The 13,886-nt window shown below is 53.6% G+C and carries 18 protein-coding genes; 15 read left to right on the top strand and 3 right to left on the bottom strand.

The window, feature by feature from the left end; genetic code table 11:
* Positions 1-107: 107 nt before the first annotated feature.
* Positions 108-533, top strand: coding sequence for a hypothetical protein (locus tag AC3G2T_RS19820; RefSeq protein ID WP_488436637.1), 426 nt, complete (start codon positions 108-110; stop codon positions 531-533).
* Positions 534-730: 197 nt separating this feature from the next.
* The gene (locus AC3G2T_RS19825; protein ID WP_474681587.1) at positions 731-1,987 is read left to right on the top strand and encodes an aspartate kinase; all 1,257 of its coding nucleotides are present in this window, start codon (positions 731-733) and stop codon (positions 1,985-1,987) included.
* On the opposite strand, the gene AC3G2T_RS19830 is transcribed toward AC3G2T_RS19825, so the two are convergent.
* Genes AC3G2T_RS19830 through comA form a run of 3 tightly spaced genes read right to left on the bottom strand, consistent with a single transcriptional unit; the run spans position 1,988 to position 4,047 of the window.
* Complete coding sequence (locus tag AC3G2T_RS19830; RefSeq protein WP_474681586.1) at positions 1,988-2,452, bottom strand: DUF441 domain-containing protein; 465 nt, start codon at positions 2,450-2,452, stop codon at positions 1,988-1,990.
* A 56-nt stretch (positions 2,453-2,508) separates the two neighbouring features.
* Complete coding sequence (locus tag AC3G2T_RS19835; protein WP_474681585.1) at positions 2,509-3,237, bottom strand: 2-phosphosulfolactate phosphatase; 729 nt, start codon at positions 3,235-3,237, stop codon at positions 2,509-2,511.
* Positions 3,238-3,240: 3 nt separating this feature from the next.
* The gene (gene comA / locus AC3G2T_RS19840; RefSeq protein ID WP_474681584.1) at positions 3,241-4,047 is read right to left on the bottom strand and encodes a phosphosulfolactate synthase; all 807 of its coding nucleotides are present in this window, start codon (positions 4,045-4,047) and stop codon (positions 3,241-3,243) included.
* Positions 4,048-4,396: 349 nt separating this feature from the next.
* Here comA and AC3G2T_RS19845 point away from each other — a divergent pair, with 349 nt between their 5' ends.
* The 13 genes from AC3G2T_RS19845 to amaP all read left to right on the top strand — a co-directional run bounded on the left by AC3G2T_RS19845 (position 4,397) and on the right by amaP (position 13,873).
* Entirely contained in the window at positions 4,397-4,663 is a 267-nt protein-coding gene (locus AC3G2T_RS19845; protein WP_474681583.1) for a YqhV family protein, read from the top strand.
* 72 nt (positions 4,664-4,735) lie between these two features.
* Positions 4,736-5,740 carry a stage III sporulation protein AA gene (spoIIIAA, locus tag AC3G2T_RS19850; protein WP_488436638.1) on the top strand — a complete coding sequence of 335 codons (1,005 nt, stop codon included), beginning with the start codon at positions 4,736-4,738 and terminating at the stop codon, positions 5,738-5,740.
* Positions 5,741-5,746: 6 nt separating this feature from the next.
* Positions 5,747-6,271 (top strand): stage III sporulation protein SpoIIIAB, encoded by a 525-nt coding sequence (gene spoIIIAB / locus AC3G2T_RS19855; RefSeq protein WP_488436674.1) that lies wholly within the window; start codon positions 5,747-5,749, stop codon positions 6,269-6,271.
* Positions 6,272-6,331: 60 nt separating this feature from the next.
* Positions 6,332-6,535: a stage III sporulation protein AC gene (spoIIIAC, locus tag AC3G2T_RS19860; RefSeq protein WP_029197158.1), complete on the top strand. Its 204-nt coding sequence runs from the start codon at positions 6,332-6,334 to the stop codon at positions 6,533-6,535.
* 12 nt (positions 6,536-6,547) lie between these two features.
* Positions 6,548-6,937: a stage III sporulation protein AD gene (gene spoIIIAD / locus AC3G2T_RS19865; protein ID WP_474681581.1), complete on the top strand. Its 390-nt coding sequence runs from the start codon at positions 6,548-6,550 to the stop codon at positions 6,935-6,937.
* A 30-nt stretch (positions 6,938-6,967) separates the two neighbouring features.
* Positions 6,968-8,167 carry a stage III sporulation protein AE gene (gene spoIIIAE, locus AC3G2T_RS19870; protein WP_488436639.1) on the top strand — a complete coding sequence of 400 codons (1,200 nt, stop codon included), beginning with the start codon at positions 6,968-6,970 and terminating at the stop codon, positions 8,165-8,167.
* A 112-nt stretch (positions 8,168-8,279) separates the two neighbouring features.
* Positions 8,280-9,005, top strand: coding sequence for a stage III sporulation protein AF (spoIIIAF, locus tag AC3G2T_RS19875; protein WP_488436640.1), 726 nt, complete (start codon positions 8,280-8,282; stop codon positions 9,003-9,005).
* Positions 9,006-9,054: 49 nt separating this feature from the next.
* Positions 9,055-9,690 carry a stage III sporulation protein AG gene (spoIIIAG, locus tag AC3G2T_RS19880; protein WP_474681579.1) on the top strand — a complete coding sequence of 212 codons (636 nt, stop codon included), beginning with the start codon at positions 9,055-9,057 and terminating at the stop codon, positions 9,688-9,690.
* A 66-nt stretch (positions 9,691-9,756) separates the two neighbouring features.
* The gene (locus AC3G2T_RS19885; protein WP_488436641.1) at positions 9,757-10,581 is read left to right on the top strand and encodes a SpoIIIAH-like family protein; all 825 of its coding nucleotides are present in this window, start codon (positions 9,757-9,759) and stop codon (positions 10,579-10,581) included.
* Between the two features lie 175 nt (positions 10,582-10,756).
* Positions 10,757-11,254, top strand: a complete 498-nt coding sequence (accB, locus tag AC3G2T_RS19890; RefSeq protein WP_488436642.1) for an acetyl-CoA carboxylase biotin carboxyl carrier protein — start codon at positions 10,757-10,759, stop codon at positions 11,252-11,254.
* Positions 11,255-11,280: 26 nt separating this feature from the next.
* The gene (gene accC, locus AC3G2T_RS19895) at positions 11,281-12,639 is read left to right on the top strand and encodes an acetyl-CoA carboxylase biotin carboxylase subunit (protein WP_474681576.1); all 1,359 of its coding nucleotides are present in this window, start codon (positions 11,281-11,283) and stop codon (positions 12,637-12,639) included.
* Between the two features lie 195 nt (positions 12,640-12,834).
* Entirely contained in the window at positions 12,835-13,248 is a 414-nt protein-coding gene (locus tag AC3G2T_RS19900; RefSeq protein ID WP_474681575.1) for an Asp23/Gls24 family envelope stress response protein, read from the top strand.
* A 64-nt stretch (positions 13,249-13,312) separates the two neighbouring features.
* Positions 13,313-13,873: an alkaline shock response membrane anchor protein AmaP gene (gene amaP / locus AC3G2T_RS19905; protein ID WP_474681574.1), complete on the top strand. Its 561-nt coding sequence runs from the start codon at positions 13,313-13,315 to the stop codon at positions 13,871-13,873.
* The last annotated feature ends 13 nt before the right edge of the window (positions 13,874-13,886 follow it).

Genomic DNA, 13,886 nt, shown 5'->3' on the forward strand with positions numbered 1-13,886 from the left:
AGCTTTAGCTATTGGGCGGGCCGGTCCCTTTTGCGTTCGCGCCGCCCGGGGGGCGGGGCGGAGTTTGGCTGAGCGCGCACGGCTCATGTGGTCGACCGACCGCCGTCATGCAGCGCAACACCGCGCGCTGGGAGCTGCGCGCGGTGCGACAGCAGGGGCAGCGCAGTAAAGCGAGCGTGGTAAACGCAAACTGGAAAAACCTGCTAATATCAAAATTGTTGAGAAAAGCAGAACGTATATTGGAGAGGTGCACAACCGTTCTTCCCCAACTGGCACCTCTCCCGTGCGGGTTTGGGGATACAAGGCAGCTGACAGAGAGAAAACCTGCGAAAGTGCAGGCTTTTTTCGCAAAAGTGGTTCATTTCGAAAAGCCTGCAAAAGTACAGGAATTTTCGCTTTTGATGCGTCTTGGAGTGGATTTGGGTGAAAAAAACTGCACATATGCAGGAATATTCCGCAGCAAGCGCATCTACGAGCAAAAAACTGCACATTTGCAGGAATTATACATCCTTCCACCATCATTATCGGCTTAACGCTACCTAACCCCCTCACCGTAAAGTAGTCGTGGAATCTTTCGGGTAACGTTTAATTCCTCCTGATCGCTCAACCTGCGACCGGGAGGATTTTCATATTTATTCGTGTTTTATCTACGTTATCTCCCACATTCCATCAGGTTTATGCTATAATATTGAATTGTTATGTTATTTGATGCGTTAGGAGTGGGTCAGCTTTGTCTCTTATTGTGATGAAATTTGGCGGCAGCTCTGTCGGAGATGCGGAGCGAATGAAACGTGTTGCAAAAAGAATCGTAGAACGAAAACAGGCGGGTCACAGCTGCGTCGTTGTCGTTTCGGCGATGGGAGATACAACCGATGATTTGATCGACCTGTCCAGGCAAATTTATGACGGCGCTCCACCTGCCCGGGAAATGGATATGCTGCTGACAACAGGCGAACAAGTATCGGTAGCCTTATTGTCGATGGCGATACATAGCCTTGGGGAAAAGGCCGTTTCGTATACCGGTTGGCAAAGCGGTATTTATACCGAAGAGGTTCACGGGAAAGCGAGAATTACGGATATTCAGCCGAAACGGGTGAGCGACGCCCTTGCGCAAGGAAATGTCGTCATCGTAGCCGGCTTCCAGGGCATGACGGAAGCAGGGGAAATTACGACGCTCGGCCGCGGCGGATCGGATACGACCGCAGTGGCGCTGGCTGCCGCGATCAAGGCTGATCTTTGCGAAATTTACACGGACGTTGACGGCGTATATTCCACAGATCCGCGAATTGTGAAAGTAGCCAGAAAGCTTAACGAGATTTCGTACGACGAAATGCTGGAGCTGGCTAACCTCGGTGCAGCCGTGCTTCATCCGCGTGCTGTTGAGTATGCCAAAAATTACAACGTAACCCTCGTGGTGCGTTCCAGCTTTACTTACAATGAAGGTACCAACGTGAAGGAGGAAGCAGTGATGGAGCAAGGAATCGTTGTTCGAGGCATCGCTTACGATAAAAATGTAGCAAGAATCAGTATTCTCGGTGTACCGGAGAAGCCGGGGCAACTGGCCAAAGTGTTCACGGCGCTTGCCGACGTGCAAATCGACGTGGACATTATCGTGCAAAGCGGCGTCATCGACGGTTCGGCCGATTTCTCTTTCACGACGTCCTTGTCCGACCGGGAAAAAGCGCTTGAAGTGATCGGGAAAATTCAAGGCGAAATAGGCTTCCGCGAAGTGACTTCCGAAGTGAATCTCGTCAAAGTGTCCATCGTCGGCGCCGGCATGGTCAGCACGCCGGGAGTTGCGGCAACGATGTTCAAAGTCATTTCCGACCTTGGCGTCAGCATCAGCCTGGTCAGCACGTCCGAGATCAAAATGTCCTGCGTCATCGACGGCACGCATCTGGCCGACGTTATCCGCGCGCTGCATACGGCGTACGGCTTGGACACTACGGAGCAGGCGTTCGTCGGCGGACCGCAGGATCGGAGATAACTACTTGATTTTATCGGCAAGAAAGTAAGCCACCTTGAGCAAAAACGCCGTGATTCCGGCGGCCATGAGAGGTCCTACCGGAATACCGCGCATAAATACAATGCCGAATATCGATCCAATGACAAGGCCCACAATTAATTGTGGGTCTATTTTTAATAGTTCCAGTCCTTTGCCGTTCATGTAAGTCGCGATAGCCCCTCCCGCCAATGCAATGAGGCCGGGCCAGGTCGTAAATACGGACACGATGTCCTTGAAGGAGATGCGCTCGCTTGCAAAAGGGACGAGTACCCCCATGGTCAAAAAAAGCAGGCCTAATTCCAGCCCCCGCCGCTCCAGGGTCGGCAGGTAGCGGTCGAGCCCGATCAGCTTCACGACAAGCAGGATGCAGGCGGCCGTCGTAATAATATGCGATCGGCCGATCAGCCCGATAATAATAAGAATGACCAGTAACAAGTCGCCGTTCATGCCAAAACCCCTTGTCTCATGAGTAGTCAATCCTAGTCTATGAGACGGGCTTTGTTTTAGAACACGATGGGGCTATGGGGAACCATCCGGTCATTTTGCAAAACGGGCACCGTGGCAAACGTATTCGACTCCCCGCAGAACGCGATATCGTCGCGGAACCCGAGCTTGCACAACCTTTTGCCGTTTGAGGTTTTCAGCAGCGTTTCCGTTATGTTCGATTGCAGGTGCAGGTAGCAGTTCATCATAGCGAGCCCGAAATCGTTGATTTGCGTATGCTTATCCCCGATCAAGCCAATGAGCTCGGTGACGAGCTGGCCGGCGCAAAGCCCGTCTTCCAGAGCAAACACGTCCTGCGTGCCTGCGCACACGAGCACGACGTCCCGTTTGAACTCCGCCGCGGCAGCCGCGCAGGCTCTTCCGTTAATCAGCGCACCCGCCAGCACATGGTCCGCTTTCATCGCCTTTTGAATGCCGCGCGTGCCGTTGGTCGTCGTCAGAATCACTTTTTTGCCGCCGACGGCGGACGGCGTATATTCACCCGGCGAATTCCCGAAATCGAAGCCGGGTATTTTTTTGCAGAAGCGCTCGCCCCCGAGCAGGTCTCCCTGCCCTTGCAGTTCTTTGGCCTGCAGCACGGTTTCCACAGGGACGACGGCGATGCAGCCGTTGGCTAAAGCTGCAATCATCGTGCTGGTAGCGCGAAGGACATCGATCACGACGACCGTTTTATGGATGAATTCATCGGACCTGGCTTCGCCTACGCTCGCGACCACATCGATTTGCATGGTTCAATCCTTCCCGGCACCGAAGGACAACGTATCGGAGCGAAGCCCTCTCCGCAATGCTTCCAAAGAAATAATGTCCGGAGTCGCGATATTGCCCAAATGAATGTCAGGGCCCAAAAGCTGCAGCAAATGGACCTGCTGGTGTTTCAGCGGCGCTTCCCACAAAAGCAGGTGCCGCCCCGGTATCGCGGAAAGCACTTTATGCAGCTCCTCGTCCTTACAGTTCCCCTGTTCGTCAAAAATGCCCACGCCCATCCCGGATTCCCGGGCTTCGATCGTCACAAGCTCCGCGCCGAACTGCGCATCCAGCGTTACCGTCTCGATAAGCTCCTCAAGCTCGATCGATGACCCCCAACCTTTTTTGCCATATTCGGTAAAGACCTCAAGACCGGCCTCCAGCCCCCGCAGGATCAATTCGTTTCTAAGCCTCCGATCCATACTGATCGTTCCGTCGGACACTTCAAGTCCGGTAAATCCGAGCGCGATAACCATATCAAAAAAAGAATCGACCGCATCCTGGGCGACAGCCACCTCCAGGAACGTGCCTCCCGGATAGACGCAAATGCCGGCAGCTTTGGCCATTTCGATTTTCTTTTTCAATATTTGCTGAGGGTATAGAGGCGAGGTTCCGAATCCGAACTTGATCATATCCACATGATCGCCGGAAGCGCTCAGCAAATCCTCAAAGGCGTTCATGCCCAGCCCTTTGTCGATTACCATCGTTTTTCCGAGCGTCCTCGGTTTGGCCTGTCTCCGCCCTGAGGGGTCGACCAGAACCGGGTTCCATTTCAGTTGAGAGGTCACTTCCATGGGATCTATCTCCTCGCTATCCTGTTAAGGTTCATTTCTGAGTTCATCATATGCATTTTTGATTGGGGTGGTGCCCACTATGCCTAAAATCAGACGAGCCCGCATAAGGTAGGGTAAAAAGGGTTAGCAGCCGTTGAACCTCTTTTGAAAGCTGCATCGGGGCGCTCCGCGATTTGAAAAAACCTCCGACTCCCGTTGTAAAGCCGTTTCCTTATTGGACTGGCCTTCGGGCGGTAGAAACGGCTTTACAAAAGCGCGTCTCCGGCTTTTTTCCAATCTCTGCGCTTTTGCAGCTTCAGCCCGGGTTCAAAAGGAGGAAGCCCTTTTTAAAGGAGGGAAGCAAGAAGGCATGATTAACAAAATTGTTCTGAGCATGGCGTCGCTGAGGTTGATGTCGGGAAGCATCGAGATCATTGCGGCGATTTTGATGATCCGGTTGAATCAGGTGGATAAAGCTTTGCTGGTCAACACGGGACTGGCTCTGGTAGGTCCACTAGTACTTTTGACGACAACGACTATCGGTCTAGTAGCTATTGCCGAAAAACTATCATTTGGCAAAATGCTATGGGTGATTGCGGGTGTAAGCTGCATTTTCATAGGCATATTAAAAAAGTAAACTGTCATATTTCTTTCTATCAGGCATACAAATGAATAGAGAAGACTGGACAACTTGGAGGCATGGCTCACTATGCTGGATTCGATAATAAACCTGCTTCCCCGCTCGCTGCAAACGATTTTGGCGCAGCTTCCGGCAGACGTTCAACAGGGCGTGGAAGAGATCAGGGTGAGAGAGTCGCGGCCGCTTGAGATCGGCTTTTGCGGCAAGTATGCGTTTTTGAACGGCCGGGGTCAAACGGTATACGACGAAGCGGCAGCCTACAAGCCCAGCGAGGCGGACTGCCGGTCCCTTCTGGAAATGCTGACGAATCATTCCTTGTACACGTTTGAGGAAGAACTGCGCCGGGGCTACATTACCGTTGCCGGAGGCCATCGGGTCGGACTGGCCGGGAGGACGGTGCTCGAGCAGGGGCAAGTCAAGCAAATCCGCGACGTAAGCTCCTTCAACATCCGGGTCGCGAGGGACGTCCAAGGGGCCGCCAAAGAGGTGATGCCGTACTTGTTCGATCCCGCGCTGCAAAGCATCCACCATACGCTCATTATTTCGCCTCCGCAGCAAGGAAAGACGACGCTCGTCCGCGATCTAGCGAGGTTGGTGAGCCGGGGCGACTGGGGTTCGGCTGTCAGGGAGGCGGCACATGAACCGCCGGCCCGGATCGGACGCAAAGTCGGCGTTGTCGACGAGCGTTCGGAATTGGCGGCCAGCGTCAGAGGCGTTCCGCGGTTCGATCTCGGCCCGCGCACGGATGTGCTTGACGGCTGCCCCAAAGCGGAGGGGATGATGATGATGATCCGCTCCCTGTCACCGGACGTGCTGGTCGTCGATGAAATCGGCCGGCCCGAGGATGCGTCGGCGATCCACGAGGCGGTCCACGCCGGCATCCGGCTGGTCGCGACCGCTCATGGCGCCGACTATGAGGATGTGCGGCTCCGGCCGGTTATGAAGCAGCTGCTGGACGAGGGCGTATTTGCCAGATATGTCGTGCTGGGAAGACGCAAGCAGGGTAACGCGCCGTTTCGGGTGCTGGACGGTTCCGGAAGGCAGCTCCAAGCCTATCGAACGGGAAGAGGATGATCGATGATGCTGAAGTTTGCCGGATCGGTGCTCATCCTCGGAGCCGCCGCTCTGCTTGGTTTTCTGCAAGCCGCCCACTATGCCAGACGCCCCAGGCAAATTCGGCTGCTGATCGGAGCTTTGCAGCGGATGGAAACCGAGATCGTGTTTGCGCTCACACCGCTTCCCGACGCTTTCCTGTCGCTCAGCAGGCAGCTCGCCGAGCCCGTATCCTCGCTGTTTCGGCTGACAGCGCAGCGGCTGGCATCCCCGGACGGAACAGGAATGTCCGCGCGTGAAATATGGCGGCAAACGGTGACGGACGTATGGAAGCGGACTTCGCTGCAAACGCCCGAGCAGGAGATCGTGCTTCAACTCGGATCGGTGCTCGGAATCTCCGATCGCGAAGATCAGGTGAAGCATCTGCGGCTCGCCGTCAGCCAACTGCAGGCTGAGGAAACGGAAGCGAGAGAAGAGCAGCGCAGGTACGAAAAAATGTGGAAAAGCCTCGGTGTCCTGATAGGAGCATTAATCGTGATCTTGATGTATTAAAAGATGCAGCGGTACATTCGCCAAGCTTTTATCAGTTGTCAACAGAGTGGGGTGCCCGGAATGAACGTAGATGTAAACGCCATTTTCCAGATCGCCGGCATCGGCATCATCATCGCGATGATTCATTCGGTGCTCAAGCAGATGGGCAAAGAGGATATGGCGCATTGGGTGACGGTAATCGGCTTCGTGGTCGTGCTGTTCATGGTCGTCAGCATGCTGGATCACTTGTTTAAAGAAATCAAAACGATATTCCTTTTTCAGTAGGCGGACCTCGCTATGGAAATTATTCAAATCGTCGGTCTGGGGCTTATCGTTACGATACTATCGCTCATTATTAAAGAGCAGAAGCCGATGTTCGCTTTTTTGCTCGCAGCGTTTGCAGGAATTATGATCTTCCTGTTCCTGATCGGCAAAATATCGGCGGTCATCCAAATGCTCGAGAATTTGGCGCAAAAGTCCGGTGTCAATATGGTTTTCCTGAAAACGATACTGAAAATCATCGGCATTGCTTACATCGCCGAGTTTGGCGCCCAAATCGTCCGGGACGCAGGTCAGGAATCCGTCGCTTCCAAAATCGAGCTGTCCGGCAAAATTTTGATTATGGTGATGGCGATTCCGATCATAACGGTCATTATAGAAACGGTCGTCAAACTGCTGCCCGCTTAAGGCGCAGCAACGTTTAAGGAGCTGAACCCAGTGATCCCACCCGCCCTGCGCCGCGCGCCCGACAACCGATGGACGATATTTGTGATTTTGCTAGCCAGCTTCTGGCTCGGATGGACGGGCACGTCTAACGCCTACTCTCCGGCGGATACGCTGATTAAAGAGCAGGCCAGCCATCTGAACACCGATCAGGTCGAGCAGTATTGGGATAAGCTGATGAAAGAATACGGCGGCTATTTCCCGGAAAGCAAGACGCCCAGCTTTATGGACTTGCTGCTGGGGACGAAAGGAATCAGCGTATCCAGCCTGTTCCGGGGACTATTGAATTATGTGTTCCATGAAGTGATTGTTAACGGCAAACTGCTCGCCTCCATCGTGATTTTAACCGTGTTCAGCATGATTTTGGAGACACTGCAAAGCTCCTTCGAAAAAAATACGGTCAGCAAGCTCGGATACTCCATCGCCTATATGGTCTTGATTATTATCGCGATCAACAGCTTCAGCGTTGCTATCGGCTATGCCAAGACAGCCATCACGTCGATGATCCAGTTCATGGTCGCTATCGTTCCGCTGCTGCTGACGCTGCTCGCTTCGATGGGAAACGTAACCTCGGTTGCGATCCTGCATCCGCTGATCATCTTCATGGTCCATTCGATCGGCACCGCCATCTATGTGTTCGTGTTTCCGCTGCTGTTCTTTTCGGCGGTACTGAACATCGTCAGTTCGCTCAGCGAACGGTACAAAGTGACGCAGCTGGCCAATTTGCTGCGGACGGTCAGCCTCAGCCTGCTTGGCGTGTTTGTAACGGTTTTTCTCGGCGTCATATCGGTGCAGGGCACCGCAGGCGCCGTCAGGGACGGAGTCGCGATCCGGACGGCCAAGTACGTTACGGGAAATTTCATTCCCGTCGTCGGCAGGCTGTTCTCCGACGCCACCGAAACCGTCATTGGCGCTTCGCTGCTCGTCAAAAATGCGATCGGGCTCGTCGGCGTCATCATCCTCATTCTGCTGTGCGCCTTCCCGGCGATCAAAATATTGACGCTCGCTTTTATATATAACCTAAGCGCCGCAATGATGCAGCCGATCGGCGACAGCCCGATGATCGCCTGTCTGCAGACGATCGGCAAAAGCATGGTGTACGTGTTTGCCGCGCTCGCTGCGGTAGGACTGATGTTTTTCCTGGCGATCACGATCATGATCGCAATCAGCAACGTGTCGGTCATGATGCGCTAGGAGTCTGTCCGATGAACCACGTAGAAGGTATGCACAAAAGTAACTCCGTCGGACAGACTCCCAGGAGTCTGACGGTCGGTATGTTTGAAAAAGATGCTCAGGAGGACCTCCCATGGACTGGTTAGGCGGATGGCTCAAAACCGTCATCATGGTCATCTTGCTTGCGACCTTCGCAGATTTGCTGCTGCCGAGCAATACGATGCAGCGCTATGTCAAAACCGTGCTCAGCCTGTTCATCCTGCTGACGCTGCTTTCGCCGGTCGTCCAACTGCTGCGCAAAGATTGGAGCGTCGACCAATTGCTTGCCTCGGCCGAAACGAGGCAGAGCGAAGCCGCCCTGCAGGCTGGCGGCGGGAAAAACCTGATGAAATCGCTTGACGACATTACGCGCGAAGCGCAAAAGCTTGCGGCCGAAGGGAACAAACAGTCCGTGCAGCTGATCCAAACCCGGCTGGCCGAATTGATGAAGGAAGATTTGCAAAAACAAACGGATCTCGCCGTCAGCGACGTTCAAGTGCGCGCTCAAATCGACAATAACGGGAAGCCCTTCATTACCGATGTCAGGGTAACCCTTCATGATATAGAGGCGAAGCGGCAGCCGCAGCCCGGGGCTAAAGACGGCAGCATCGCCGCGATGCAGCCGGTCAAGCCCGTCGATCCGGTGCGGATCGACATTCAAGCCGGCGGCAAGTCCGCGCCGGCAAGCAAAGGGCAGGAGCCGCTGCCGCAGCGGTTGCAGCAGGAACGCGACCGGCTCATTCAAGGAATCAGCCGTGACTGGCAAATAAAACCGGCGCAAATCGGCATCCGCATTCTAACCGATGCGGGCAAGCTGTAGCAGCGCACGGGCGGAGGGGCACATTCACGAAACGAAGCGGGGTGAACGGATGGGAACATTGCTGCAATGGATGGAGCAGAAATTCGGAGGAGGTCCCGGAGGACCCAAACGCAAAAATACAATCCTGTGGGTCGTATTGATTGGTCTCTCGGGAGCTGCGCTGATGATTCTGAACTCTTTTTTAACCGTAAAAGATGCCGATCCCATTAACGAAGGCAGAGCCTCTCCGCCTCCGAACCAAACGACGTTTCTCGGCAGCCAGCCGAAAGAAAATTCCGCTTTTCACGATTACGAGGAAGCTTACGGCGCGCAGTTGAAAGAAATTTTGCAAAAAATTGTCGGCGTCGGCGATGTGGAAGTGCTGGTAACGATCGAATCCACGGAAGAAGTGACCGTCGATAAAAACTACAACGACAGCCAGCAAATGACGACCGAGCGCGATACGAACGGCGCTACGAGAAACATCTCCCAGGTTACGCGGAGCGGGGAAGTGGTCATCTACCAGGTTTCGGGGGACCAGAAGCCGCTCGTGCTCAAATATATCAAACCCAAAATCAGAGGGGTTATCGTCGTCGCCAGGGGCGCGGAAAATTTGACCGTGAAAAAAATGATTTCCGAAGCGGTGGAGCGGGGCCTGGACGTTCCCGCCCATAAAATCTCGATTTTGCCGAGAAAAACAGGTTAAACGCTGCAACTGTTCAACCATTTCATTCATCATACCCAATTTCAAATATCCAAGGAGGAATTTTCAATGAACGCAAAAAGACAAACAATTTGGCTCGTATCCATGCTCAGCCTGATGGTGGTGCTGTCCGCTTACTACTTGTTTACCGAAGACGTGAACAAGCTGGATGTCGCTTCGACAGAAAACGTCAAAAAGCCGCAGGAAGTCAAAATCGACATGAGCCAGGTCGACCCGGGCGCAGCCGCCTCGAATACAGGCAAAACGGACACAAAAGCCGCTGCCGGCACAGATGCCAAAACGGACGCAAAAGCAAACGCCCAAACTAGCACGCAGACAAATACGCAAACAAATACGCAGACAGATGCCAAGGCGAACCCGCAAACGAACCCGCAAACGAGCGCGAAAACGGATGTGAAAACTGACACCAAAACAGGCGCGAAAACAGATGCCAAACCATCGGCCGACGCATCCGGTGACGCCAAGCAAAGCGCGGACGCGAAAATTTTGCAGCAGGTCGAGGAGCAGTCGAAAGCGACATCGGCCAGCGACTATTTTACGAACGAGCAGTTGAAACGTCATGAAGCGTACACGAAAAAATCTTCCGATCTGCTGGATCTGATCACGGACAAAAATCAAACTCCGGAAGCCGTAGCCAAAGCGAACAACGACCTCGAGAAGCTGTCCGGCGACTACGACAAGATCGAGAACCTGGAAGGGATGCTGATGAAAGATTATTCGCAGGCGATCGTGACGCAGGAAGGCAACGCCTGGAAAGTGACGGTGCAAAGCGGCAAACTTGAAAAAAGCCAGGGCGTTACGATCGTGGACATGGTCATGAAAGAGCTTGGCGCCGCTCCCGAAAATATTAAGATTCAATACGTCCGTCCATAGATTCTGGCGTCAAACCGCAAAAAATGACGCAATCCGCCGGAAAGGGTCCGCGAAACTGGACTCTTTCCATTTCTTGCGTTTATGGGTATAATACTAACGTTGCGGGTGAAGTAGCCCGCTTTCATAGGTTACGTGCCCGTGTTAAAGGTTCACCAACTTTGAAGGAGTGACTTTAATGTTCAAATTGAGTGAAATCAAAGAGCTGATCAAGCTGGTTGATCAATCCAATTTACAAGAGCTTGAAATCGAAAACGAAGGATCGCGACTTTCGATTCGTAAGCCGAATAAAACGGAATCTGTATTGGTTGCTGCGCCTGTTCAGCATACATACGCGCAAGCGGGACATGCCGGCGTTGTCCACCAGGCGCCTGCGCCTGCCGCCGAGACCGCGTCCGTGCAGTCCGTTCCGGCCGCGAAGCAGAACGACCCGTCCGTTCACACAATTGTGTCCCCGATGGTAGGCACATTTTATCAGGCTGCTTCCCCGGGCGCCGCTCCTTACGTCAGCGTTGGCTCCAAAGTCGTCGACAAAACGGTCGTATGCATCGTGGAAGCGATGAAGCTGATGAACGAGATCGAAGCGGAAATCAAAGGCGAAATCGTTGAAGTGCTCGTCGAAAACGGCCAGCTTGTCGAATACGGCCAACCATTATTTTTGGTCAGACCGGAGTAAGCGCGTTTTGTTCAGGAGGGAAAACCATGAAGTTTCATAAAATCCTTATCGCGAACCGCGGAGAGATCGCCGTTCGTATTATTCGGGCCTGCAGAGAGCTCGGCATCGATACGGTCGCCGTTTATTCGGAAGCCGACCGCGAAGCGCTGCATGTGCGCCTTGCCGACGAAGCTTACTGCATCGGGCCGACCGCGTCCAAAGACAGCTATTTGAATTTCACGAACCTCATGAGCGTAGCTACGCTAACGGAGTGTGACGCTATTCATCCCGGCTACGGATTTTTGGCGGAGAACGCCGATTTTGCGGAGATTTGCGAGAGCTGCAATCTAACGTTCATCGGGCCTTCCCCGGATGCGATCAGCCGGATGGGGGACAAGTCCGTCGCCAAGCAAACGATGAAAGAAGCGAGAGTGCCTATCATTCCCGGTTCCGACGGTCTGGTAGAGAACATCGAGGACGCGCTGAGCATCGCCAGAGATATCGGTTATCCGGTCATTATCAAGGCTACGGCCGGCGGCGGCGGCAAAGGCATCCGCATTGCGGAGGACGAGGATACGCTCGTTCAGCAAATTGCGACCGCACAGCAGGAGGCGCAGAACGCTTTCGGCAACTCAGGCGTCTATCTGGAGAAATATTTGACCGGCATGAAGCACGTCGAAATTCAAATTCTTGCGGACAAGCACGGCAACGTCGTGCACTTGGGCGAACGCGACTGCTCGGTGCAGCGCCGCAGGCAGAAGCTGGTCGAAGAAGCGCCGTGCCCGATTTTGACCCCGGAAATCCGCAAAGCGATGGGGGAAGCGGCGGTACGCGCAGCGCAGGCCGTGAATTATTCAGGTGCGGGAACGCTGGAGTTTTTGCTTGCTCCGGACGGTCAATTCTACTTCATGGAAATGAATACGAGAATTCAGGTCGAGCATCCGGTTACGGAAATGATCACGGGAATTGATATTATCCAAGAGATGATCAGCATCGCCGAAGGCAATCCGCTGTCGTTCTCCCAGGATGATGTCAAAATCAACGGCTGGGCTATCGAATGCCGTGTCAATGCGGAAGATCCGAACAAGAACTTCATGCCTTCCGCCGGACAAGTAAGATTTTACCTGCCTCCGGGGGGCTTCGGCGTCCGGGTGGACAGCGCGGCATATCCGGGCTATACGATTCCGCCGCACTATGACTCCATGATCGCGAAGCTGATCGTGTGGGGAACCGACCGCAACGACGCGATTGCCCGGATGAAAAGGGCGCTCACGGAGTTCGCCGTCGAAGGCGTGCATACGACAATTCCGTTTCACCAAAAATTGCTGGAGCACAAGAAATTTATCCAGGGCGACCACGACATCAAATTTTTGGAAGAACACGATGTGAACGATCCGGAATCCTAGGAGTCTGCCCAGACAGACTCCCAGACATTTGTTTGTCATATAATCGGCGAAATGGTATAGTATTTTATTATGACAGCTTATCCCAAACACGATAAAATTGATACATGCTGACGAGGCCGGTTATACTTTCGCGCCTGTGCAGCGCAAATGTTTACGAAGCCGGTTTTCTGGCGAAAATTTTTAGGAGGTGCCACAATGACCACAATCGCTCCGGATTACGTCAAGACAGACTTGGGCAGCATCCAAATTGCCCCTGAAGTTATTGAAATCATTGCCGGTCTGGCAACGGTTGAAGTGCAGGGAGTAGCGGGGATGAGCGGCGGTCTGGCAGGCGGAATTGCCGAATTGCTCGGACGCAAGAACTTGTCCAAGGGCGTAAAAGTTGAAGTGGGGCAGCGCGAAGCCGCCATTGACGTCTCCATTATTGTCGAATACGGAAATCGAATCCCGGAAGTGGCCGGCGGAATTCAACAAAATGTCAAGCAGGCGATTGAATCGATGACAGGGTTGAATGTAGTGGAAGTGAACGTACACATCCACGACGTCCATTTCAAATCGAACGACAAACCGGTCGAAGAAGAGTCGCCGGCCGCGCAACGAGTGAAATAAGCGGATCATTTGAAGCCCCCTACAGGTTGCAGGGGGTTTCTTCATAGGAAGGGGACAAGCTCTCGTGGGTAAAATTGCAGACAGGCTTCTGTTATTCCTGTACAGCCTTATCATATTCGCCGTTTCCATCGCCGTTTTATCCGTGGCAAGCAGCTGGATTCCGAAAGAACAGGCCGATGCCGTGCTCAGCAGTTTTTATTTTGATAAAAACTACGCTTACACAGCGATAGCCGTCAGCCTCATCGTGCTGCTCATCAGCATTCGCTTTTTATACATATCGCTGCGCAGAAGCCGCTCCCAATCCCCGTCCATCGATCAGCGTACGGAGGTGGGCGACATTCGGATTTCCATCGAAACGGTGGAGAATCTTTCCTTGAAAGCGGCCGGGCGCACGAGAGGGGTCAAAGATTTGCGGGCCCGCGTCCGGGTCAGCCAATCCGGTCTGGAGCTGTTGATCCGCACCGTGGTAGACGGGGAAAGCTCCATTCCCGACCTGACCGAAGAGATGCAGAACAACGTGAAACGGCATATTGAGGAAATTACCGGCATCCCGGTAGCTTCCGTAACCGTATACGTTGCCAATATCGTGCAGTCCGCTCCATCATTTAAAAGCCGTGTCGAATAGAGGTGAACCCACC

The organism is Paenibacillus sp. sgz302191, from assembly GCF_057749925.1.

Bases quoted from the DNA above. Each gene is read 5' to 3' on its own strand.
- spoIIIAD (WP_474681581.1), top strand. From the start codon at position 6,548: ATGGAAATTATTCAAATCGTCGGTCTGGGGCTTATCGTTACGATACTA.
- spoIIIAB (WP_488436674.1), top strand. From the start codon at position 5,747: ATGCTGAAGTTTGCCGGATCGGTGCTCATCCTCGGAGCCGCCGCTCTG.
- accC (WP_474681576.1), top strand. From the start codon at position 11,281: ATGAAGTTTCATAAAATCCTTATCGCGAACCGCGGAGAGATCGCCGTT.
- spoIIIAC (WP_029197158.1), top strand. From the start codon at position 6,332: ATGAACGTAGATGTAAACGCCATTTTCCAGATCGCCGGCATCGGCATC.
- accB (WP_488436642.1), top strand. From the start codon at position 10,757: ATGTTCAAATTGAGTGAAATCAAAGAGCTGATCAAGCTGGTTGATCAA.
- AC3G2T_RS19885 (WP_488436641.1), top strand. From the start codon at position 9,757: ATGAACGCAAAAAGACAAACAATTTGGCTCGTATCCATGCTCAGCCTG.
- spoIIIAG (WP_474681579.1), top strand. From the start codon at position 9,055: ATGGGAACATTGCTGCAATGGATGGAGCAGAAATTCGGAGGAGGTCCC.
- spoIIIAF (WP_488436640.1), top strand. From the start codon at position 8,280: ATGGACTGGTTAGGCGGATGGCTCAAAACCGTCATCATGGTCATCTTG.
- AC3G2T_RS19835 (WP_474681585.1), bottom strand. From the start codon at position 3,237: ATGCAAATCGATGTGGTCGCGAGCGTAGGCGAAGCCAGGTCCGATGAA.
- spoIIIAA (WP_488436638.1), top strand. From the start codon at position 4,736: ATGCTGGATTCGATAATAAACCTGCTTCCCCGCTCGCTGCAAACGATT.
- AC3G2T_RS19830 (WP_474681586.1), bottom strand. From the start codon at position 2,452: ATGAACGGCGACTTGTTACTGGTCATTCTTATTATTATCGGGCTGATC.
- comA (WP_474681584.1), bottom strand. From the start codon at position 4,047: ATGGAAGTGACCTCTCAACTGAAATGGAACCCGGTTCTGGTCGACCCC.
- AC3G2T_RS19900 (WP_474681575.1), top strand. From the start codon at position 12,835: ATGACCACAATCGCTCCGGATTACGTCAAGACAGACTTGGGCAGCATC.
- AC3G2T_RS19845 (WP_474681583.1), top strand. From the start codon at position 4,397: ATGATTAACAAAATTGTTCTGAGCATGGCGTCGCTGAGGTTGATGTCG.
- AC3G2T_RS19820 (WP_488436637.1), top strand. From the start codon at position 108: ATGCAGCGCAACACCGCGCGCTGGGAGCTGCGCGCGGTGCGACAGCAG.